Source organism: Azospirillum sp. FG154, from assembly GCF_057809575.1.
This window is the reverse complement of the sequence record NZ_JBMDKF010000018.1, coordinates 15,221-36,511: the sequence shown is the minus strand read 5'-3', so window position 1 is coordinate 36,511 and position 21,291 is coordinate 15,221. Positions and strand designations below refer to the sequence as shown.

16 protein-coding genes are annotated in these 21,291 nt (G+C 66.5%); 9 read left to right on the top strand and 7 right to left on the bottom strand.

The features are described 5' to 3' along the window. Positions 1–34 precede the first annotated feature (34 nt). From ACODS4_RS19400 to ACODS4_RS19390, 3 genes are all read left to right on the top strand, one after another. A complete protein-coding gene (locus tag ACODS4_RS19400) occupies positions 35–1,312 on the top strand; it encodes a dicarboxylate/amino acid:cation symporter (RefSeq protein ID WP_488866541.1) in 1,278 nt (425 codons plus the stop codon). A gap of 78 nt (positions 1,313–1,390) precedes the next feature. Next, positions 1,391–3,205 carry a sensor histidine kinase gene (locus tag ACODS4_RS19395; RefSeq protein WP_488866539.1) on the top strand — a complete coding sequence of 605 codons (1,815 nt, stop codon included), beginning with the start codon at positions 1,391–1,393 and terminating at the stop codon, positions 3,203–3,205. Between the two features lie 8 nt (positions 3,206–3,213). After that, a complete protein-coding gene (locus ACODS4_RS19390; RefSeq protein WP_488866537.1) occupies positions 3,214–4,557 on the top strand; it encodes a sigma-54-dependent transcriptional regulator in 1,344 nt (447 codons plus the stop codon). A gap of 56 nt (positions 4,558–4,613) precedes the next feature. On the opposite strand, the gene ACODS4_RS19385 is transcribed toward ACODS4_RS19390, so the two are convergent. Next, on the bottom strand, positions 4,614–5,318 hold the full coding sequence (locus ACODS4_RS19385; protein WP_488866535.1) for a pirin family protein: 705 nt from the start codon (positions 5,316–5,318) through the stop codon (positions 4,614–4,616). Positions 5,319–5,448: 130 nt separating this feature from the next. On the opposite strand from ACODS4_RS19385, the gene ACODS4_RS19380 reads away from it, so the two are divergent. After that, a complete protein-coding gene (locus ACODS4_RS19380; RefSeq protein WP_488866533.1) occupies positions 5,449–6,393 on the top strand; it encodes a LysR family transcriptional regulator in 945 nt (314 codons plus the stop codon). A gap of 59 nt (positions 6,394–6,452) precedes the next feature. On the opposite strand, the gene ACODS4_RS19375 is transcribed toward ACODS4_RS19380, so the two are convergent. From ACODS4_RS19375 to ACODS4_RS19350, 6 genes are all read right to left on the bottom strand, one after another. Beyond that, complete coding sequence (locus ACODS4_RS19375; RefSeq protein WP_488866531.1) at positions 6,453–8,666, bottom strand: methyl-accepting chemotaxis protein; 2,214 nt, start codon at positions 8,664–8,666, stop codon at positions 6,453–6,455. 39 nt (positions 8,667–8,705) lie between these two features. Continuing rightward, a complete protein-coding gene (locus tag ACODS4_RS19370) occupies positions 8,706–10,571 on the bottom strand; it encodes an ABC transporter ATP-binding protein (protein ID WP_488866529.1) in 1,866 nt (621 codons plus the stop codon). After that, complete coding sequence (locus ACODS4_RS19365; RefSeq protein WP_488866527.1) at positions 10,572–11,537, bottom strand: ABC transporter permease; 966 nt, start codon at positions 11,535–11,537, stop codon at positions 10,572–10,574. Further along, positions 11,534–12,478: an ABC transporter permease gene (locus ACODS4_RS19360; protein ID WP_488866525.1), complete on the bottom strand. Its 945-nt coding sequence runs from the start codon at positions 12,476–12,478 to the stop codon at positions 11,534–11,536. Before ACODS4_RS19360 ends, ACODS4_RS19365 begins: the two co-directional genes overlap by 4 nt. A 93-nt stretch (positions 12,479–12,571) precedes the next feature. Continuing rightward, positions 12,572–14,200 carry an ABC transporter substrate-binding protein gene (locus tag ACODS4_RS19355; RefSeq protein WP_488866523.1) on the bottom strand — a complete coding sequence of 543 codons (1,629 nt, stop codon included), beginning with the start codon at positions 14,198–14,200 and terminating at the stop codon, positions 12,572–12,574. A gap of 722 nt (positions 14,201–14,922) precedes the next feature. Continuing rightward, positions 14,923–15,861: a LysR family transcriptional regulator gene (locus ACODS4_RS19350; protein ID WP_488866521.1), complete on the bottom strand. Its 939-nt coding sequence runs from the start codon at positions 15,859–15,861 to the stop codon at positions 14,923–14,925. Between the two features lie 118 nt (positions 15,862–15,979). On the opposite strand from ACODS4_RS19350, the gene ACODS4_RS19345 reads away from it, so the two are divergent. The 5 genes from ACODS4_RS19345 to ACODS4_RS19325 are packed head-to-tail and all read left to right on the top strand — an operon-like array spanning position 15,980 to position 21,260. Next, positions 15,980–17,143 (top strand): DSD1 family PLP-dependent enzyme, encoded by a 1,164-nt coding sequence (locus ACODS4_RS19345; protein WP_488866519.1) that lies wholly within the window; start codon positions 15,980–15,982, stop codon positions 17,141–17,143. A gap of 2 nt (positions 17,144–17,145) precedes the next feature. Further along, on the top strand, positions 17,146–17,583 hold the full coding sequence (locus tag ACODS4_RS19340; protein ID WP_488866517.1) for a RidA family protein: 438 nt from the start codon (positions 17,146–17,148) through the stop codon (positions 17,581–17,583). A gap of 24 nt (positions 17,584–17,607) precedes the next feature. Beyond that, complete coding sequence (locus ACODS4_RS19335; protein ID WP_488866515.1) at positions 17,608–18,489, top strand: GNAT family N-acetyltransferase; 882 nt, start codon at positions 17,608–17,610, stop codon at positions 18,487–18,489. A gap of 10 nt (positions 18,490–18,499) precedes the next feature. Continuing rightward, on the top strand, positions 18,500–19,777 hold the full coding sequence (locus ACODS4_RS19330) for an NAD(P)/FAD-dependent oxidoreductase (protein ID WP_488866513.1): 1,278 nt from the start codon (positions 18,500–18,502) through the stop codon (positions 19,775–19,777). 46 nt (positions 19,778–19,823) lie between these two features. After that, positions 19,824–21,260, top strand: coding sequence for an aldehyde dehydrogenase family protein (locus tag ACODS4_RS19325; RefSeq protein ID WP_488866511.1), 1,437 nt, complete (start codon positions 19,824–19,826; stop codon positions 21,258–21,260). Positions 21,261–21,291: the final 31 nt, after the last annotated feature.

Below are 21,291 nucleotides of genomic sequence, written 5' to 3'. Positions count from 1 at the left end.
CCTCGACGCCGCCGGGCAGGGAAGGAAACGCCTTATGAACAAACAAACCACGCAAATCATTGTGGCGATGCTGCTGGGCATCCTCACCGGCTATCTCTGCAACGCCTATCTGTCTCCGGCGGACGCGAAGACCGTCGCCGGTTACTTCGTGATCGTCACCGACATTTTCCTGCGCCTCATCAAGATGATCCTCGCCCCGCTGATCTTCTCCACCCTGGTGGCGGGAATGGCGGGCATGGGCGACGCCAAGGCGGTGGGCCGCATCGGCGGCAAGGCGGTGGGCTGGTTCCTGATGGCGTCCTTCGCGTCGCTGTTCATCGGACTGATCTTCGCCAACCTGCTGCAACCCGGCGCCAACGTCGGCGTGCCGCTGCCCGAGGCGACGGCCAGCGCCGGGTTGAAAACCGCGTCGCTGAACCTCAAGGAATTCCTGATCCACGTCTTCCCGCGCAACATTTTTGAAGCGATGGCGAACAACGAGATTCTGCAAATTCTGGTCTTCTCCCTGTTCTTCGGTCTGGCGCTGGGCCAACTGCGCGACACCAAGGCCGGGCTGCTCGCCCAGGCGATTGAGGAGGTGGTGCCGGTGATGCTGCGCGTCACCGATTACGTGATGCGCTTCGCCCCCATCGGCGTCTTCGCCGCCGTCGCCAACGTCGTCGCCACCCAGGGTTTGGGCGTGCTGCTGGTCTATGGCAAGTTCATGGGCGGTTTCTATGTGACGCTCGCGGTGCTGTGGCTGGCGTTGATCGGGGCCGGGTTCGTCGTGCTGAAGGGCGAGGTCTTCCGCCTGTTCATGGCGGTGCGTCAGCCGATGCTGCTGGGCTTCTCCACCGCGTCGAGCGAGTCCGCCTATCCGCGCCTGATGGAGACGCTGAAGAAATTCGGCGTGAACGAACGGGTGATCGGCTTCATCCTGCCGCTGGGCTATTCCTTCAACCTGGACGGCTCGATGATCTACACGACCTTCGCGTCGCTGTTCATCGCCCAGGCGTTCAACATTCCGCTCAGCCTCGACCAACAGATCCTGATGCTGCTGGTGCTGATGGTGTCGAGCAAGGGCATCGCCGGGGTTCCCCGCTCCTCCCTGGTGGTGGTGGCCGCCGTGCTGCCGATGTTCAATTTGCCGGAGGCGGGCATCCTGCTGATTTTGGGCATCGACCATTTCCTCGACATGGGGCGCACCGTCACCAACGTGCTGGGCAACGCCATCGCCACCACCGTCGTCGCCAAATGGGAAAACGCCCTGGGCGCGGAGGACGAGGACGAGGACGCCTCCGATCCCGTCCTGGCGGCGGCGGTCGCCAAGTAACCGCCTTCCCGCGCCGGGCGCTTTCACGCCCGGCGCGGCGGGGGTATAACCCGCCGGTGCAACAGCGCGGATCCGTCGATGCTCCTTTCGTCCGCCATCCGCCGCCTGCGCCGCGTCGGTCCGGTTCCGCCCCTTCTGCTGGCGCTGGCCCTGCTGGCGGGCGTCGTCGGTTTTCACGTCAGCGAGACGGCGGGGCTGGACGCGCTGCGCGACACCGGACGTCACCGGCTGGAGCTTTACGCCGCCAGTCTGGAACGGGAAATCGACAAATACGCCTTCTTCCCGGCGACGTTGGAGTTGGAACGCGACGTTCTGGATCTGGTGGCCGGTCGGTCGTCGTCGCCCCACGCGGTCAACCGCTATCTGGAACGGTTGAACCAGCGGACGGGGACGCTGGCCATCTACGCGATGAATTTGCAAGGCCGGGTCGTCGCCGCCAGCAATTGGAACCGGCCCGACAGCTTCATCGGCGAGGATCTGTTCTACCGCCCCTATTTCGTGGCGGCGGCGGCGGGGCGTCCGGGGCGTTTCTACGGCGTCGGCACCACGCGCAACGAGCCGGGCTATTTCCTGTCCTCCCCCTTGACCGAGGATGGCGAGGTGATCGGCGTCGCCGTGGTCAAGATCAGTCTGGAGCAGCTTGAACAATCCTGGGCGACGGTCGAGGCCCCGGTCCTGGTCGCCGACGACAACGGCGTGACCATTCTGGCGTCGGTCCCGTCCTGGCGCTACGCCACCTTGCGACCGCTGGACGACGCGCTGCGCCAGCGCTTTGAACAAACCCTGCAATACAACGCGCGCCCGCTGCCGCCGCTGGGCCTCGCCCCGCTGCGGCGGCTGTCCGAGGACGCCGAACTGGCGCGCCTGCCGTCGCTTGGCGGGGCGGCGGCGGAGAGCGCCTCTCCCTTTTTCGCGTCGGGCCTTGTGCTGGCGCAGACCGCGCCGCTGCACGGCACGCCCTGGACGTTGACCGTGCTGTCGCCGGTCGCCCCGGTGACGGCGATGGCCTGGACCCGCGCGGCGTTGAGCGCCGTCGGCAGCGCGCTTGTCGGCATCCTCATGATTCTGTGGCGCCAGCACCGGCGGCATCTGCGCGCCCTGCGCCGCGCCAATGACGCCCTGGAACGCAAGGTGGAGGAGCGCACCCACACCCTGCGCGCCGCGCAGGGCGAGTTGATCCACGCGGGCAAGCTGGCGGTGATCGGCCAATTGTCCGCCGGGTTGGTGCATGAACTGAACCAGCCGCTGGCCGCCCTACGCACCCTGTCGGGCAACACGGTGAAGTTTCTCCAACGCGGCAATCTGGAGGCGGCGCAAGGCAACCTCGACCGCATCGGCCAGTTGGTGGACCGCATGGGCGCCTTGACGGGAGAGCTGAAATCCTTCGCCCGCAAATCGACTGGCGCCCCCCAGCCGGTGGCGGCGGCGCGCGCCATCGGCAACGCGCTGTTTCTGCTGGACCAACGGTTGAGCCGGGGCGGCGTCGCCGTGTCGGCAGCGGCGGCGGACGACGCGACAGCGCTGTGCGACGCCAACCGGCTGGAGCAGGTTTTGGTGAATGTGATCGCCAACGCGCTCGACGCCCTGCACGGCCAGCCGGACGGGCGGCTCACCCTGTCCGCCGCGCGCGTGGGCGACCGGGTGCGGATCACGGTCGCCGACAACGGCCCCGGATTGCCCGACGCGGTGCGCGCCCGCCTGTTCGAGCCGTTTTTCACCACAAAGGACGCCGGCGACCGGGAGACGGGCGACCGCGAGACGGGTGGCGGGCTTGGCTTGGGGCTTGCCATCTCGGCGGGGATCGTGCGTGACTTCGGCGGCGCGCTGAGCGGGGCCAACGGGCCGGATGGCGGCGCGCTGTTCGTCATCGACCTGCCCGCCGCCAAGATTTGAGACGCAACATGACCGCGCCCGCCGCCCTGAAGGTTCTGATCGTCGAGGATGACGCCAACGTCCGCTTGGGCTGCCAACAGGCGTTGGAGTTGGAGGACATCGCGGTCGAGGTGGCGAGCAGCGCCGAACAGGCCCGCCGCCTGGTCAACGCCGCAACGTCGGGCGGCGGACCCGCCGTCGTCGTCACCGACATCCGCCTGCCCGGCATGGACGGGATGGAGCTGTTGCGCGCGCTGCACGCCGCCGACCCGGAATTGCCCGTTTTGCTGATGACCGGCCATGGCGACGTGGCGATGGCGGTGCAGGCGATGAAGATGGGCGCCCATGACTTCATCGAAAAACCCTTTTCCCCCGATTATCTGGTCGAGGTGGTGCGCCGGGCGCTCGACAAGCGGCGGCTGACGCTGGAGGTGCGCGAGCTGCGCGACCGTTTGCAAAACCGCCAGAGCATCGAGGCGCGGCTGGTCGGCGGCTCCCCGCAGATGGAGCGGGTGCGGCGGCTGATCCTGGATCTGGGCAATTCCGCCGCCGACGTGCTGATCCACGGCGAAACCGGCACCGGCAAGGAATTGACGGCGCGTTGCCTGCACGAGGCCAGCCCGCGCCGCGCCGGAAACTTCGTCGCCATCAATTGCGGCGGCCTGCCGGAAAGCCTGTTCGACAGCGAGATTTTCGGGCATGAGGCCGGAAGCTTCACCGGCGCGGGCAAGCGCCGGATCGGCAAGGTGGAGCACGCGAACGGCGGCACCCTGTTCCTGGACGAAATCGAAAGCATGCCGATGCCCGTCCAGATCAAGTTTCTGCGCGTGTTGCAGGAGCGCGCGTTGGAGCGTCTGGGATCCAACACCATGATTCCGGTCGATTGCCGGGTGGTGGCGGCGACCAAGGTCGATCTGCGGGCCTTGGCCGATCGCGGGCAGTTCCGCGCCGATCTCTATTACCGGCTGAATGTGGCGACCCTGCCCCTGCCCTCCCTGCGCGACCGGCGGGAGGACATTCCGCTGTTGTTCGAGCAATTCGCCTTGCAGGCCGCCCTGCGCCACGGACGCCCGGTTCCCCAACCCGACGCCGAACGGATGGCGCGCTTGATGGCCTATGACTGGCCGGGCAACGTCCGCGAATTGCGCAACGTCGCCGACCGCTGCGCCTTGGGCATCGAGCAGGGCTTTCCCCCCTTCGGCGACGGCGCGACCATCGGCCCTCGTCCCTTGGCCGACGCGGTCGCGGCCTTCGAGCGTTCGTTGATCGCCGATTCCCTGCGCCGCAACGGCGACAGCCTCGCCCGCGCCGCCGAGGAGTTGCAAATCGCCAAAACCACCCTGCACGACAAGATCCGCAAACACGACCTCTGACCACCCAACCCGATCAAAGGGGCCGCCACAGGTCTGCGGTGATCGCGCGATCGGGCTTAAGCGCCGACGTCGATGACAAGGATTTCGGCGTCGCTCTCAGCGACGACGCGCAGCGCCGCTTCGTCGGTGACTTCCGCGCCGTCGCCCGGATTGAGCCGCGCGCCGTTGACGGTGAAGGAACCGGACGACGCCAACACATAGACCCCGGCGCGGATCGGATGCTCGACGACCGTCCCCGCCGCGATTTTGCCGCCGTAAATCGCGGCGTCTTGATGGATGAACAACGCCCCGCTGTCGGCGTCTTCCGCCCGCCCGGACACCAGCAACGGCAACGCGCCTGCGGTGATCGGGGTTTCGGGGAACTGCCGGGCCTCCCAGCGCGGCTGAACATTCTGTTGATTCGGCTGGATCCAAATCTGGTAAAGGCGGGTGTCCTCCTGTTCCAGATTGTATTCCGAATGCATGACGCCGGTTCCGGCGCTCATCACCTGGACATTGCCCGCCGAGGTCCGACCGACGTTCCCCATGCTGTCCTTGTGGGTGATCGCCCCCTGGCGGACATAGGTGATGATTTCCATGTCGCGGTGCGGATGGGTTCCGAAACCCTTGCCCGACGCCACCGTGTCGTCGTTCACCACCAGCAGATTGCCAAAGCCGGTCCGCGCCGGATTCCAGTAACGCGCGAAGCTGAAATGATGGCGTGCGTCCAACCAGCCATGGTTGGCGTGACCAAGCGTGTCGAAGGGATAAAGGGCGATCATGGCGCTGTCTCCTGTTGGCGTGCCGCCCCGGCGGTCGGGGCCGTGTTCCGTTGAGACAGACCATAATTCGATTGCCATTCGGCGATAATACGCCATTCTTTAAGAACATTGTTTCCTACAGGTTATCAATATGACAACCCTGGACCGCGTGTCTCTCTTCGTCGAAGTCGCTCAACACAGCAGCTTCACCAAGGCGGCCCGCAAACTGGGTCTGTCGGGCGCGGCGGTCAGCAAGCAGATTCAAGCGTTGGAGGAGGAGTTGGGCGTCAAGCTGCTCCACCGCACCACCCGCCATGTGTCTCTGACCGAAGAGGGGGCGATCTATTACGAACGGACGCGGCTGGCGCTTGACGAATTGACCGCCGCCGCCGCCGAAATCCGGGAACGGCGGGAAACCCCCAAGGGTGAATTGCGGGTCAACGCGCCGATGTCGTTCGGGCACATGCATCTGATGCCGGTGATTACCGGATTCGCCCAGCGCTATCCGGAAATCCAGCTTCACACGGTGTTTGAAGACCGGCGCGTCGATGTTCAGGCCGACGGCTATGATGTGGTGATCCGCATCGGCACGCTCGACGATTCAACCCTGGTGGCGCGATCCTTGGGGGATTGTCCAATTCTGCCGGTGGCGTCGCCCGCCTACATCGCCCGCCATGGCCGCCCGACCACGCCGGACGGCATGAAGACCCATGCGTTGATCTCTTACGTCGTCAATGGCGGGGCCGCCCAGTGGCGGCACAAGGGGCCGGATGGCCGCGTCGGGGTGTTCCGCGTCAACGGACATTTCCACGCCAACACCGCCGAATTGATGTTGCAGGCGACTCTGGATGGCTTGGGCATCGCCTTGTTGCCGATCTTTTCCGTGGACACCCTCATCAAGGCCGGTCAACTCGTGAATGTTTTGCCGGAGTATCACGCCCATCCGACGCCGGGGATTTTCGCCCTGACGGCGCCCTCGCGCCACCGCTCCGCCAAGGTCCGCCTGTTCATCGACTGGCTGGAACGATCCTGCCGCGCCATGTCCTGGTCGTCGGAAACCAAGAACTCTCACCCATCAATTTCCAAACGCCGGTGATTTCCACCACGCCTCTGGACGCTGCCGCCTCCGACCATGCGCGAACCAGAGGCCGCGCGTCAGGCCACCCGCAGGCCAGCCAGGAAACCGCCGACTTGAGCCGACAAACGATCAACTTCGCCCGCCATTTCCCCGGAAGCGGCCAGCACGGATTGGGCGGCGGTCCCCGCCTCGCCAGCGATGGCGCGGACCTCGCCGATGCTTCCCGAGGCGTCGGCGGTGCGATCCGCCGCCTCCTGCACGCCGCGCGCGATCTCGGCGGTGGCGGCGCGTTGCTGCTCCACCGACGCGGCGATGGCGGTGGCGATGCCGTCAAGCTGGCCGATGGTCGCGCCAATGGCGCTGATCGCCTCAACCGCCTCGCCGGTCGCCCCCTGCACCGAACCGATCAAAGCGCTGATCTGGTCGATGGCCTGCCCGGTTTGGTCGGCCAGCAGCTTCACCTCGTTGGCGACGACGGCGAATCCGCGCCCGGCGTCTCCCGCCCGCGCCGCCTCGATGGTCGCGTTCAGCGCCAACAGTCTGATTCGACTGGCGATGCCGTTGATGAGATCCAACACCGCGCCGATCCGACCAACCGCCTCGTCCAGCGCGCACATGGTGGTGTCCGTGGTGTCCGCCCGTCGGGCGGCGGCGTCGGCCACCGCCGCTGATTGCGCCACCTGCCGGGCGATGTCGTCGATTGAGCGCGCCAATTCCTGCGCGGCGGCGGCGGCGCCATCGACGTTCATCGCCGCGCGCTCGGCGGCGGCGGCGGCCCGGTCGGCCTGTTGGGCCGTGCCGCTGGCCATGGCGACCATCTGGTCGGCGGTGCCATGCAGGCCAGAGGAGGCCCCCGACACCCGGTCCACCACCGTCTTCACCCCCTCCTCGAAATCGGCGGCCAGCGCCAGCATGGCCGCACGGCGGGACTGGGCCGCCGCCGCCCGCTCGCGGTCGGCTTCGGCGCGCGCCGTCTCGACCTGCCTTGCGGTGTCGCGGAAGACGCGCAGCACCGCCCCCATTTGCGTAATTTCGTCGCTGCCGCTGAGGCGGATGTCATGAGACAGATCGCCGTCGGCAATCCGTTGCATCGCCACCTTCAACGCCAGCAGGCGCCGGACCAGCACCCGCCCGACATAGAGCCAAATCACCAGCACCGACACCAACAGGCTGACGACGGCGACCAGAATCTGGGTCTGGTCGCCGTGATCGAGCAGAATCTCGGTCTTTCGTTTGGCGTGGTCGATCCCGGCGCGTTGCTCCGCCACCAAGTCCGCCACCCCCGCCGCCAGCCCATCGGCCAGTCTGCGGTTGCCTCCGGTCAGTTCGCCCGCCTTGGCCGTCACCGCCACTTCCCGGCGGCGAACGGCCACCAGCCCATCCTCCCCGACCCCCACGACCTCCAAGGCCTTCAGCCCATTGGCCATGGCGGCGGCCAGCTTTTCCGGCAAACGTTTCAGATTGCCGCTGGCGGCGATCAGCGCCGCCGACGCCTCGGTGCGCAGACGAATCAGCGCGGCGTCGTCACCCGCCGACGCGGCTTCGAGCAGGCGCGCGCTGGCCAAGGCCGTCTGGTCCATCACCTCGCGCAGAGCGGCGGCGGTCTGCCGGATCTCAAGGAGCTGACCCGCCGCCGACCGCAAGGTTTCGGCATCGGCGGTCGCATCGGCCAGGCGGGCCTCCGCATCCTCCTCGTCGCTGGCAAACCCGGTCTTCCAGAAACTCGTCACCCGTTGCAGATCGCTCCCGGTCCCGGCGATGCGGGGCAGCAGCGTCGCCCGCTTTTCCGCTTCGGCGATTCGGTCGGCGGCGGCGGCGTCCAGCGCCGCGAGATTCTCGGACAATTTGCCCGCCGCCTCGACAATGGGGGACAGCCGGTCGGCGTCGACGCCGGACGCCCTCAACCGATCAAGCCGGTTGACCAGCGTTTCCCGTCCACCCGCCAGTTGGCGGACGACGTCCGCCAAAGCCTCGCGGTCGCCCGCCGCAGCCAAAGCCGGGGCAAGCGCCACCAACCGATCCGCCGCCTGGGCGACGGCCATGCTCTCCACCATCGCGGGCAAGGCTTGGTCGAGGATGAGACGGTTGTTGGCGCGCACATTCCCGTTGCCCACCAGCGCCACCGCCGCCACGGTCAGGGTGCCCGACAGGATGACGCCGATGGCGATCATCAGGCGACCGCGCACGCCAACGGACGGCAGCCGCGCGCGCGGCGGCGCAGGGACAGCCAAAGACGCGGCGGATCCGAAGCGCAAGGCGGCGGCTCCGCCGCTCGACAGAGTGGACGGCATCTGGAACCTCCTGTCTGGTTGAAGGGGCCGCCCGGTCGGTCAGCGCCGGGCGAGCGCCATCAGGTCGGCGTCGTCACGATGGCAGGCGATCTGCGTTCCGCCGATCGTCGTCCGCAAGGCCGGTTTGACGCTGTCGCAACGACCAGGAATCGACAGCGGGCATCGGGGCTGGAAGGCGCAGCCGGACCGTGGCGCCTTGCTGGCCGAACCGTTGGAAAAGGCCCCGGTGTGGGCGCCGGCCCCCTCAAGCCAGCCGATCCGCATGTCGGGAACGGAGGCGGTCAACAAGTCGGCGTAGGGATGATGCGGCCCAGCCGCCAACGCCTCGCGGCTGCCAGCCTCCACCTTGCTGCCCGCGTAAAGCACCATGATGTCGTCGCAAATGGCGCGAACCGTCTTCAAGTCATGGCTGATGAACATGTAGGAGACGCCAAGCTCGCGCCGCAGCTCCACCAACAGGTCCAACACCGCCGCCGCCACCACGGTGTCCAGCGCCGACGTCACCTCGTCGCACAGGATCAGGTCCGGTTCGGCGGCCAACGCGCGGGCCAAGTTCACCCGTTGCTTTTGTCCGCCCGAAAGTTCGGCGGGTTTGCGGTCGGCAAGCGAGGCTGGCAGGTGCACAAGGTCGAGCAGGCGCGCCACGCGCCGATTCAGCGCGTCGCCTTTCAACCCATGATAAAAGGTCAGCGGTCGACCGAGGCTGGCGGCGATGGTCAACGCCGGGTTCAGCGCGGTGTCGGCCATCTGGAAGACAATCTGGATGCGGCGCAACTCTTCACGGCTGCGGCGATCGAGCGACGGAGCCAGCGGCTGGCCGTCAAGCTTGACGCCGCCGCGCGCCGCCGGCATCAGCCCGGCGATGACGCGCGCCAGCGTGCTCTTGCCGCAGCCGGATTCGCCGATCACGCCCAGCGTCGAGCCACGCTTGATGCGAAACCCGATGTCGGTGAGGATTGGAATGTGCGGAGCGCCGTCCGAGCGCAAACCGCCGTAACCCGCGCTCAGCCCCGACACCTCCAGCAACGGAGTCGCCGTCTCATGCGGAGGCGTCATGGCGCGCGGCGCAGGTTCCGCCGCCGCCAGAAGACTGCGGGTGTAGCCGTCGCGCGGGGCCGCGATCAGCGCGGCGGTCTCGCCGACCTCGCGAACGGTCCCGTCGCGCAACACGATGATGCGGTCGGCGACCTGGGCCACCACCGCCAGATCGTGCGACACGTAAAGGCCGGTGGTTCCGCGTTCACGCACCACCGCCTTGAAGGCCTTCAGCACCTCGATCTGGGTGGTGACGTCCAGCGCGGTGGTCGGTTCGTCAAAGATCACCAGTTCGGGGTCGGTGATGAGCGCCATCGCCGCCAGCAACCGCTGAAGCTGACCACCGGACACCTGGTGCGGGTAGCGGTCGCCGACATGGTCGGGATCGGGCAGAGCCAGCGCGCGGAAGAGGGCGCGGGCCTTGTCCTCCGCCTGGGCGCGGGTTGCGGTGCGGTGAATCAGGGCGCTTTCCACCACCTGAGTCATGATGGTGCGCGACGGATTGAAGGACGCGGCGGCCGACTGCGCGATGTAGGCGACGCGGCGGCCCCGCAGATCGGCCAGATCGCCGCCCTCCAGCGCCGTCACCTCCGTGCCGCCCAGATGCACGCGGCCACCGGCGATTCGGCAGCCCGGGCGGGCGTAGCCCATCGCCGACAGGGCGATGGTGGTCTTGCCGGAACCGGACTCGCCGATCAGCGCGACCATTTCGCCGCAGGCGACGCTGAAGCTGACCGACTTGACGATGGGCGTCTCGCCCTCCTCGCCCTCGGCCACCACCTGCAAATTCTCGACCCGCAGCAGGGGTTCCGCCGCGTTTGCGCCGCTGCGGGCGCCGACGTCGTTCGGGATGAGCGTGGTTGCCGTCATTCAGCGATTCCCCTTGCGGCGCGCGCCGAAGCGCTTTTTGCGACCGAACAGGCTGTCGATCAGCATGTTGACCCCGATGGTCAGGCTGGCGATGGCGACGGCGGGCATGATGACCGCCGGAGCGCCGTAGGGAAGCCCACCGATGTTCTCGCGCACCAGCGATCCCCAATCCGCATCGGGCGGTTGCACGCCAAGCCCAAGAAAGCTGAGGCTGCTCAGCAGCAGCACGACATAGACGAAGCGCAAACCGAAGTCCGTCAGCACTGGCCCGACGATGTTGGGCAGCACCTCGCGCGCCATGATGTGCAAGCGGCTCTCGCCACGGGCGCGGGCGACCAACACGAAATCCAGCGCCACCACATTGACCGCCGCCGACCGGATGAGGCGATAGCTGCCGGGCATGTAGATGACGGCCAGCGTGCCGATCAACACCGGCGCCGAAGAGCCGAAGGCCGTCACCAACAGCAAGCCGAACATTTTGCTGGGAATTGAAATCTGCGCGTCCAGGATGCGGCTGAGAACGGCGTCGAACCAGCCGCCGCGCACCGCCGCCGCCAGCCCGGCGAAAGAACCGGCGAACACCGCCAACAGCGTCGCCGCCAGGGCCGTGCCCACCGTCTGGCGGGCGCCGAACAGCACCCGGCTTAGAATGTCGCGCCCGAGATAGTCCGTGCCGAACGGATAAAGGCGGCTCATCGGCTCGAAGATGTCGGCGTCCAGCATCTCGCCAACATCGTGTGGGGCGATGCTGGAGCCGAACAGCGCCATCGCCAACCAAAAGATCACAATGGCGCCGCCGATCATGCCCCCAGGGCTGACGCGCCATCCACGGCTTCGGGTCCGTTCTGGCGCCGATCCCGCAGCGGGGATCTCCGCAGGGGCGACTTTGACCGGGGTGGTTTCAACGGCGGCGATTTCGGCGGCGGCGATTTCGGCGACCGGAGGGGAAAGAGGGGAGTTGCTCATCGATGGCGCAGCCGAGGGTTGGACAGGATCGCGGCGAGGTCCGCCAGCATGACCAGCAGCAGATAACCGGCGCAGAAGATCAGCGCGCAGGCCTGCACAACCGGAAGGTCGCGCGTGGCGACGCTGTCGACCATCAGCTTCGCGATGCCCGGATAATTGAAGATCGTCTCGACGATGATGACCCCGCCCAACAGGAAGGACAGGCTGAGGGCGACCGCGTTGGCGATCGGTCCCACCGCGTTCGGCAGCGCATGGGCCAGCACCACGCGGATCGGACCGGCGCCCTTCAACCGCGCCATCTCGACATAGGGCGCCGACAGCGTGTCGATCACCGCCGCCCGCGTCATGCGCGCCATCTGCGCCACGATCACGAAGCTCAGCGTCACGATGGGCATGGCGAAACCGCGCAGCATGCCGAGCAGGTCATGCCCGCCCGGCGCTTGGGCCAGGGCCGGCAACCAGCGCAGCTTCACCGCGAAGACGAGGACCGCCAGGGACGCCACCAGGAATTCGGGCACCGACACCACGAAGATGGTGATGGCCCCCACCAGTTGGTCATACAGGCTGCCGCGCGACATGGCCGACGTGACGCCGATCAGCAGCGCCAGCGGAACCGACACGGCGGCGGCGACGGCGGCCAGCAGAAGCGAGTTGCCGAGCCGCCCGCCGATCAGCGTCGCCACCGGCAGGCCGTTCACCAGCGAATGCCCCGGATTGCCGGTCAACAGGCCGCTGAGCCAGGTGAAGAAGCGGACCAAGGCCGACTGGTCCAGCCCCAGGGACTGGCGCAGGGCGGCCACGGTTTCCGGCGTCGCGCTCTGACCCAGGATCTGCTGCGCCACATCGCCCGGCAGCATCGTCGTGATGACGAACACGGCGGCGGCGATGAACAGCAGCGTAGCGGCGCTGGTCGCGAGCCGCGTGAGGACGAGTTTCGACATCTCGCCATTCATCTCGGCATCCTCCATTGCTTGGAAGAGAAGCCAGTGCCGACAACCGGCGGGGCATGCCCGCCGGACGCCAGCGGCGGATGGTCAGGCGTCAAGCCAGACATGCTCGGCGAAATTATACCCCATCAGGCCGCCGGTCGGCATTGGCCGCATGCCTTTGACCTTGGATTTGAAGGCGTCCAGGTTGCTGATGAAAGCCGGAATGGCGATGCCGGAGGTCTCGTGGATCATCACCTGCATGTCGTGGTACATCGCCTTGCGCTTGGCCTCGTCGGCTTCGGCGCGGGCGGCGCCCAGGAGCTGGTCGAACTTCTCGTTCTTCCACGCCGATTCGTTCCAGGGCGCGTCGGATTTGAAGAATTGGCTGAACAGGATGTCGGCGGTCGGACGCATGTTGATGTTGCCGAAGCCAACCGGCGACTTCAGCCAATAATTTGACCAATAACCGTCGCTTGGGACCTGCTTGATGTCGATCTTCATGCCGATCTTCTGCGCCGCCTGTTGCAGCACCACCGCCATTTCCACGGAGGCGGTCGCCGCCGGAGAGGCGACGATTTGCAAGGCGTTGTCCAGCGCGCCCGCCTTTTTCAGCAGGAACTTCGCCTTTTCCAGGTCATAGGGGCGCTGCGGCAGGTCGGCGGCGTAATAGCGGTCGGCGGGCGACAACGGGTTGTCGTTGGCCACTGCGGCGAAACCACGGAAGACCGATTTCTTGATCTGCTCGCGGTCGAACAGATGCTTCATCCCCAACACAAAGTCCGGGTTGTTGCCGGGGGCGCCGTCCAACCGCATGATAAGGTTGGTGTAGTTGCCGGACTTCGTCTCCAGAACATCGTAGCCGCTGGCGCCCAGGATCTGGCGGTTGGAGCGGGAATCGATGGCGGCGGCGATGTCGATGTCGCCCGACAGCAGGGCGTTGACCCGCGCGCCGTTGTCGGAGATGGCGAAATACTCGACCTCGTCCAGGTAGGGGCCGACGCCCTTCCAATAAGCCTCGTTACGCACGGCGACGGACCGCACGCCCGGTTGGAACTCCTTGCACTTGAACGGGCCGGTGCCGACGGCGGTCGAGAAGTCGGTGACGCCGTCCTTGACGATCTTGAAGTGGAAGGTGCCCAAAATCACCGGCAGGTCGGCGTTGGGTCCGCTCAGGCGGATCGTCACCTCCAGCGGGCCAGTGGCCTTGATCTCCTCCATCTGGCTGGCCAGCGCCTTGGCCTTGGAGCCGACGGCCGCATCCTTGTGGCGGTTCAGGGAATAGACGACGTCGTCGGCGGTCAGGCTCTTGCCGTCATGAAACTGCACGCCCTTGCGCAGCTTGATCGTCCAAACCGTGGCCTTGTCATGCTCAATCGATTCGGCCAGCTCCAGTTGCGGAGCCATATGCTCGTCCAGCGTGGTCAGCCCGTTGTAGAACATGGAGCCACGGACATAGTCGGTCGACAGCGCCTGCTTGGCCGGATCGAGCGTGTCGGCGGTGGAGCTGGAGAATCCGGCGACCCGGATGCGCCCGCCCTTCTTCGGCGTCTCGGCGGCGAAAGCGGCGCCAGGCATGCCGATCAGGCCGCCGCCGAACATGGCGGCGGCGCCGCCAAACCCAAGCAGGGCCAGAACGTCGCGGCGGCTGGCGCCCTGGGACAACGCGTTCATCACGCGTTGGCGATCATCGGCGGGAAGGCGCTCGAAAGCGGAAGCGTTGAGGGTCTCGCTCACGTGAAGTCTCCTTGGCGTTGGTTGACAAGGCGCAGCGCCGCTGCGCCCATCATCGTCCAGTTGTCGGAAACAGAACCGCTGTTCATCGGCTCTGCCGCCTCCCGAGCGGCTTTGCAGCCGCCGTTTCGCACATGCGACCGTTTGCCGGTCGTCTTGACGCGTTTGGTCGCTGGAGCGGGCGCTCCGCGCGGTTGGTCAACGCCGCGCATTCATCAGGCGATGAAACACGCCGCCAGTCGGCTGGTCGGCGCCGTGGACGCTGACGACGCCAAAACCGTTTGAGGTTGGAATCCATTGTGGATCGAACGCGCCCATGCTTGACATCTCCACAAGGTGTTGGCCGCAGCGCGATCCATTGAAAAATTCTACGGAGTGAGCGGCGGCATTTTTCGCTGCTGTCGCCCGACGGACTCGCTGAAGCTGCCGATTTGCGATGGCCGACGGCACATCCTTCTAAGGCCGCAACCTGACACGCCGGGGAGGAGATTGCCCGCGCGAACAGGGGGCGCGCGGTGACGATGGCCGGGATCGAAACCCGCCGCATAACCGTCCACAACCATGGGGAATTTCGGCGTGCGGCGACGTGATGCAGGAATGCGGTCGGCGTCATAGGTCCAAGCTTCCCCCCACGCGCCGACGGAAGCCGTCAGGACCAGAAGGCGGCCTTGGCGCTGGCGATCACCGGGCATGCCCTGATGGAAAATCGCCAGATGTCGCCCTGCTCATTCGCCATGCGCCTGATCGGCCCGCTGATCGGGCGCGTGCCAAGGCAACGGATGCAGGGCCGCGCGCATCATCTCCAGAAACACCGTGGCTCTTCGGCTGCGGCCATGCCGCGCGTTGAGCAACGCGACCACATCCGCAGCCGGGCAGGTCCAGCGCGGCAGAATGTGAACCAACCGCCCTGCGGCAAGATCACCGGCCACATCCCACTCGGACCGAACGATGACGCCAAGGCCAGAGGCCGCCCAGGCGCGCATGATTGTGCCGTCATTGCTCGACATGACCGGCTTGACGCGAACCGTCGTCACGCCCTGTTCGGGATGGGAAAAGCGCCACAACGTCACGTCCTCGTTGTTCTCCCTGAGGGCGAGGCAGCGGTGACGCTGGAGATCCTCGGGCGTTTCGATCTCCGGACAGTCGGCGAGATAGGCTGGCGCGGCGCACAGGATCCGTCTGTTGGGCGCGAGCGTCGTGACGAGACGCCCCGCTGAATTGAGCGCCCCGATGTGAATCACGACGTCCCAACTGTCGGACGACAGCACATTGGGATGATCCGACAACTCCAAGACGACCGTGGCTTCGGGATGCAGGCGCGCGAAGTTCGCCACAACCGGCGCGACATATTCCCGCCCGAAGCCATAGGGCGCCGCGATCCTCAGCTTGCCCCTGACGCGCGTGGTCCGTTGACCTAGCGATTCGGCGAGTCCATCCAGCGCTTTGAGGATAGCCTCCCCCTCCGCCGCCAGCAATTCGCCCTCGTCGGTCAGGGAAAGGCCACGGGATGTGCGGTCCATCAACCGCACGCCAATGCGCTGTTCGAGCGTTTTCAACCGCTGGGTGACGGCGGGTGGCGTGACGTTGAGCGTGCGCGCCGCGTCCGCCAGCGACGTGGAGCCGGAAACGACGCGGAAAAAGACAAGTTCGTCGCTTGAGATCATTAAGTCTTATCTTAATGCAATATGCAGGAGTCATTAATTGCATGCTATCGAGCGCATCTTAAAATGCAAGGGCTGTCGCGCCGTCCATCATGAAACAAAATGAGCTTGGCTGGATGAAATGACCCAGAACCTCCCCGAAAACCGCAGCCATAGCCTGAAGGATGTCAGCACGCCCTGTCTCCTTCTTGATCGGGACCGCATGGAGCGCAACGTCGGGCGGCTTCGCGAACGGCTGGACCGGCTGGGCGTCACGCTCCGCCCCCATCTGAAAACGGCCAAGTCGGTCGACGCCGCCCGCCTGGTGATGACCGATCCATCGGGGCCTGCGACCGTCTCGACTTTGAAGGAAGCCGAACAGTTCGGCCACGCCGGGGTCAAGGACATGATCTACGCGGTGGGCGTGTCTCCCGACAAGATCGACCGGATCCTGGCGCTTCGGGCGGAGGGCGTCGATCTGGCGGTCACGCTCGACACCGTGGAACAGGCTCAGGCCATCGCCAGCGCGTCCCGGCGCGCCGGTGACGCCATTCCCGCGCTCATCGAACTCGATTGCGACGGTCATCGCTCCGGCGTGCGGCCCGACGATCGGGCCAAGCTGGTCGCCATCGCCCGGGCGTTGGAGGAGGGCGGTCGCCTTCGCGGCGTCCTCACCCACGCGGGGGCCAGCTATGGCGCGATTGGCGATGACGCGCTGCGCGCCTGCGCCGAGGTCGAGCGCGCCAGCGCGGCGCAGGCCGCCGCCCTGCTGCGCGACGCCGGTTTCGCCTGCCCCGTGGTCAGCGTGGGATCGACGCCCACCGCGCATGTCGCGCAATCGCTGGACGGCGTGACTGAAGTGCGCGCGGGCGTCTTCGTCTTCTTCGACCTGGTGATGGCGGGGATCGGCGTCTGCCGGATTGACGACATCGCGCTGTCCGTGCTGGGAACCGTCATTGGCCATCAGCCTGAAAAGGGCTGGATCCTGGTGGACGCGGGCTGGATGGCGATGTCCCGTGATCGCGGAACGGCCAAACAAAAAATTGACCAAGGATACGGCTTGGTTTGCGACATCGACGGGCGACCGTTTGGCGACCTGATCCTGTCCGACGCCAACCAGGAGCACGGCATCATCAGCGTGCGCCCGGGATCGGACGCCCGGCTGCCCGATCTGCCCATCGGCGCGCGCGTGCGCATCCTGCCCAACCACGCTTGCGCGACGGGCGCGCAGCATGGGGCATATCACGTCGTGCGAAGCGGCGGCGACACAATCGAAGCGGTCTGGCCGCGCTTTGGAGGATGGTGACGATGGGCGATCGCAACACGGACACGCCGCTTGTCGCGGCGGTGTCCACCGACAAAGCCGCGCCGGCCGGCGGGCATTACGCCCAAGGCGTTCGGCACGGCGGCCTGATCTATGTGTCGGGCCAATTGCCCATCGCGCCCGACGGCGCGCGCCATTGCGCGGCGCCGTTTGAGCAGCAGGCGCGGTTGGCGATCCAAAACATGCTGGCGGTGGTGGAGGCGGCGGGCGGATCGCCCGAAACCGTGCTGAAGGTGACGGTTTACCTCGTCGGCATCGAAAACTGGCCGCGCTTCAACGCCATCTACGCCGAAATGATGGGGAACGTCCGCCCCGCGCGATCCATCGTGCCGGCGCCCGAACTTCATTATGGCTGTCTGGTCGAAATCGACGCCATCGCGGCCTGTCTGAAAAGCGCGGCCATCGCGACGCCCGCTGATTGACACTGTTGCTAGGGAATTGGACGCGTGACCACCACCGTTGCCGCCGCCACGTTGCGACCGATGACCCCCGCAGACCGCGATCTTGACGGCGCCCTGCGGTTGTCGCAGGCGGTCCGTTGGCCCTATCGTCGAGAGGACTGGCGCGTCGCCCTGGCGTTGGGACAGGGCGTGCTGGTGGAGTCCGAGGATCGGATCCTGGCCTCGGCCCTGTGGTGGTCCTATGGCGACGCTTTCGCGACCTGTGGAACGATCATCGTGTCCCCCGACATGCAGGGCCGAGGCGTTGGGCGCCTCCTGATGGACGCTCTGCTCGCGGCCAACAAAGACCGCTGCGTGTTGCTCAACGCGACCCTGGAAGGTCTTCGCCTTTATGAGGCGTTCGGCTTCCGCAGCGTCGGCGCCGTTCACCAGCACCAGGGGCCAACGCCGATGGACGCGGCCCGGACGCCGCTGTCCGGCCATGACCATCTCGTGCGCCCGGCGCGACCGGACGATTTTCCCGCGATCCTGCGCATCGACGAGAGCGCGTTCGGCGCGGAACGGGCAAGGCTGATCGCGGCGTTTGATCGGATCGGCGCCGCCGCCGTGATCGAGCGCGATGGGGAGGTCCAGGGTTTCGCCATGTGCCGCCCGTTTGGTCTGGGTCACGCCATCGGCCCGATCATCGCCCGATCTGCGGGCGACGCCCAATCGCTCATCCGGCGTTTTCTCCGCGCGAAGGCGGGCGCCTTCCTGCGCGTGGACATTCCCAACGACGGCGGCCCCAACGACAGCGACCTTGGCGATTGGCTGACCGCGCAAGGCTTGGCGAACGTCGGCGCGGTCACGACGATGGTCCGGGGGATCCGTCCTCCGGCGGTCGGGCCGGAACGCATCTTTGGCCTTGCCAGCCAATCCTTTGGTTGAGGCGAACGCGATGAAACTGACACCTTACTGGCTCGACACCGCCCCCAAATTCCTCGCCCTCGACCAAGGTCCTGTCGAGGGGGATTGTGACGTGGCGGTCGTGGGCGGCGGCTTCACCGGGCTTTCCGCGTCGCTGGCCCTGGCGAAGAAAGGCGCGCGGGTGGTCCTGCTCGAAGCCGGATCCCTGGGCGGCTGCGCGTCGGGCCGCAATGGCGGGATGTGCAACAACGGCTTCGCGCAGGACTATGCCGGAATGGTTGGCCGGTTGGGGCCGGACCTCGCCAAACGGCTCTATCTGAGCTTCAACACGGCGGTGGACACGGTCGAGCGCATCATCCAGGACGAGGGCATCGACTGCGATTTCAAGCGGGTCGGCAAGTTGAAGCTGGCGGCGAAGCCCGCGCATTACGACAAGCTCGCGCGCTCCCAGGCGTTGATGGCGCAGGGCGCGGATCCCGACTGCCGCCTGATTCCGCGCAAGGATTTGGGAACGGAGGTGGGAAGCGACCGTTATTTCGGCGGCTTGCTCTTTCCCAACAGCGCGGCCATGCACATGGGCAAGTTTGTCCATGGTCTGGCGACGGCGGCCACGCGGCACGGCGCCCGGCTGTATGAGAACGCGCCGGTCATCGGCATGAAACGGCTGAACGGTCACGCGCATCGCCTGACCACGCCGTCCGGCTCCATCACGGCCAAACAGGTCTTGCTGGCGACGGGAACCTCCGCCGTCGGCCCGCTGTCCTACTTCCGCCGCCGCATCGTGCCGGTCGGCGCGTTCCTGATCGCGACGGAGCCTTTGTCGGTCGCCCGCCTGGACAGCCTGCTGCCCCACCGCCGCAACGCGACGAACACCAAGAATTTCGTCACCTATTTCCGCGTCACGCCCGACAACCGGCTGCTGTTCGGCGGGCGGGCGCGCTTCGCCGCGTCCAACGCCCGTTCCGACGTCAAGAGCGGCGCGATCCTCCGACAGTCGATGATCGAGATCTTTCCCGACCTGTCCGACGTAAGGATCGATTATTGCTGGGGCGGCATGGTGGACATGACGGCGGACCGCCTGCCCCGCGCGGGCGAACAGGACGGCCTGTTCTATTCCATGGGCTACAGCGGGCACGGCACGCAGATGTCAACCTATATGGGCCAGATCATGGCGAAAATCATGGACGGCGACGCCGCCGCCAATCCCTGGCGTGATTTCAACTGGCCGGCCATTCCCGGCCATTTCGGCCCGACATGGTTTCTGCCATTCGTTGGCGCCTATTACAAATTGCAGGATTTTCTGCGCTGAAGCCCAGCCTGGACGGCTAAGCGTCCGCGTCAGGAGGAGAGCGAACATGGACACAGCAAACGCCCGACAGTTCTACATTGATGGCCAATGGGTCGCCCCCTCCTCGGACGCGACCATAGAGGTGGTCAACCCAGCCACCGAAGCCGTCATCGGCTCCATCGCCGCCGGAACGGCCCGCGACGTCGATCAAGCGGTCGCCGCCGCCCGCGCCGCGTTCCCGGCCTTCGCCATGACCTCGGTGGAGGAGCGGCGATCCTTGCTGCGACGGATCGCAGATTTGATGGAGTCCCGGGCGGAGGAGCTGGCGCAAGCCATGACGGCGGAAATGGGAACCGCCATCAGCTTTGCCCGCGCCTCGCAGGCGCCGTTGGCCATCGCGCATGTGCGGGCGGCGGTCGAGACGCTGGCCACCTATGACTTCATCGTCCAGAAGGGACCGACGGCGATTGTCCGCGAGCCAATCGGCGTGTGCGGCCTCATCACGCCCTGGAACTGGCCGCTCTACCAGATCACCGCCAAGCTGGCGCCCGCCATCGCCGCAGGCTGCGCCGTCGTGCTGAAACCCAGCGAGCTGTCGCCCTTCAGCGCGCTTTTGTTCGCCCAAATCATGCATGACGCGGGAACGCCGCCGGGCGTTTTCAACATGGTCAACGGCGCCGGCGAGGAGGTTGGCGCGGCCATCGCCGCACATCCCGATGTCGATATGGTGTCGATCACCGGATCGGTGCGCGCCGGAGTTCTGGTGGCGCAGACCGCCGCCACGACGGTCAAGCGCGTGGTCCAGGAACTGGGCGGCAAATCACCCAACATCCTGTTGCCCGACGCCGATTTTGCACGGGCGGTGCCGCTTGGCGTCACCTCGGCCTTTCGCAACGTCGGACAGTCGTGCAGCGCGCCGACCCGGATGATCGTGCCCGCCGACCGGCTGGGCGAGGTCGAGGCCTTGGCCCGACGCCATGTTGAGACGCTCGTCGTTGGCGACCCACAGGATCCCAAAACCACTCTGGGGCCAATCGCGAACAAGGCGCAGTTTGACCGGGTGCAGCGGATGATCGCGGTTGGCGTCGCAGAGGGCGCGACGCTGCTCTGTGGCGGCCTCGGCAAACCCGCAGGGATCACTCACGGGTATTTTGCGCGGCCCACCATTTTTTCGGGCGTCGCCACCGGCATGCGCGTCGCCCAGGAGGAGATTTTCGGCCCGGTGCTCTGCATCATGCCCTATGAGAGCGAAGAGGAGGCCGTGGCCATCGCCAACGACACGGTGTTCGGGCTGGGCGGTCATGTCCAGTCGTCGGATTTGGACCGCGCGCGGCGAATCGCACGGCGCATCCGCTCCGGGCAGGTCCACATCAATCATCCCGCCTGGGACGCCCATGCCCCCTTCGGTGGCTACAAACAATCCGGCAATGGACGCGAATACGGCGTCTACGGGCTGGAGGAATGCCTCGAAACCAAGGCCATCCTCGGTTACGCCCCGCATTGACCGAGTGTGACGGCAAGGCGGGCTGTGTTTT

What these genes read in the sequence shown, in the direction of transcription:
- ACODS4_RS19385 (WP_488866535.1), bottom strand. Translation starts at nt 5,318, where the DNA reads ATGATCGCCCTTTATCCCTTCGACACGCTTGGTCACGCCAACCATGGC.
- ACODS4_RS19380 (WP_488866533.1), top strand. Translation starts at nt 5,449, where the DNA reads ATGACAACCCTGGACCGCGTGTCTCTCTTCGTCGAAGTCGCTCAACAC.
- ACODS4_RS19395 (WP_488866539.1), top strand. Translation starts at nt 1,391, where the DNA reads ATGCTCCTTTCGTCCGCCATCCGCCGCCTGCGCCGCGTCGGTCCGGTT.
- ACODS4_RS19360 (WP_488866525.1), bottom strand. Translation starts at nt 12,478, where the DNA reads ATGTCGAAACTCGTCCTCACGCGGCTCGCGACCAGCGCCGCTACGCTG.
- ACODS4_RS19325 (WP_488866511.1), top strand. Translation starts at nt 19,824, where the DNA reads ATGGACACAGCAAACGCCCGACAGTTCTACATTGATGGCCAATGGGTC.
- ACODS4_RS19350 (WP_488866521.1), bottom strand. Translation starts at nt 15,861, where the DNA reads ATGATCTCAAGCGACGAACTTGTCTTTTTCCGCGTCGTTTCCGGCTCC.
- ACODS4_RS19390 (WP_488866537.1), top strand. Translation starts at nt 3,214, where the DNA reads ATGACCGCGCCCGCCGCCCTGAAGGTTCTGATCGTCGAGGATGACGCC.
- ACODS4_RS19370 (WP_488866529.1), bottom strand. Translation starts at nt 10,571, where the DNA reads ATGACGGCAACCACGCTCATCCCGAACGACGTCGGCGCCCGCAGCGGC.
- ACODS4_RS19365 (WP_488866527.1), bottom strand. Translation starts at nt 11,537, where the DNA reads ATGAGCAACTCCCCTCTTTCCCCTCCGGTCGCCGAAATCGCCGCCGCC.
- ACODS4_RS19330 (WP_488866513.1), top strand. Translation starts at nt 18,500, where the DNA reads ATGAAACTGACACCTTACTGGCTCGACACCGCCCCCAAATTCCTCGCC.
- ACODS4_RS19400 (WP_488866541.1), top strand. Translation starts at nt 35, where the DNA reads ATGAACAAACAAACCACGCAAATCATTGTGGCGATGCTGCTGGGCATC.
- ACODS4_RS19345 (WP_488866519.1), top strand. Translation starts at nt 15,980, where the DNA reads ATGACCCAGAACCTCCCCGAAAACCGCAGCCATAGCCTGAAGGATGTC.
- ACODS4_RS19340 (WP_488866517.1), top strand. Translation starts at nt 17,146, where the DNA reads ATGGGCGATCGCAACACGGACACGCCGCTTGTCGCGGCGGTGTCCACC.
- ACODS4_RS19375 (WP_488866531.1), bottom strand. Translation starts at nt 8,666, where the DNA reads ATGCCGTCCACTCTGTCGAGCGGCGGAGCCGCCGCCTTGCGCTTCGGA.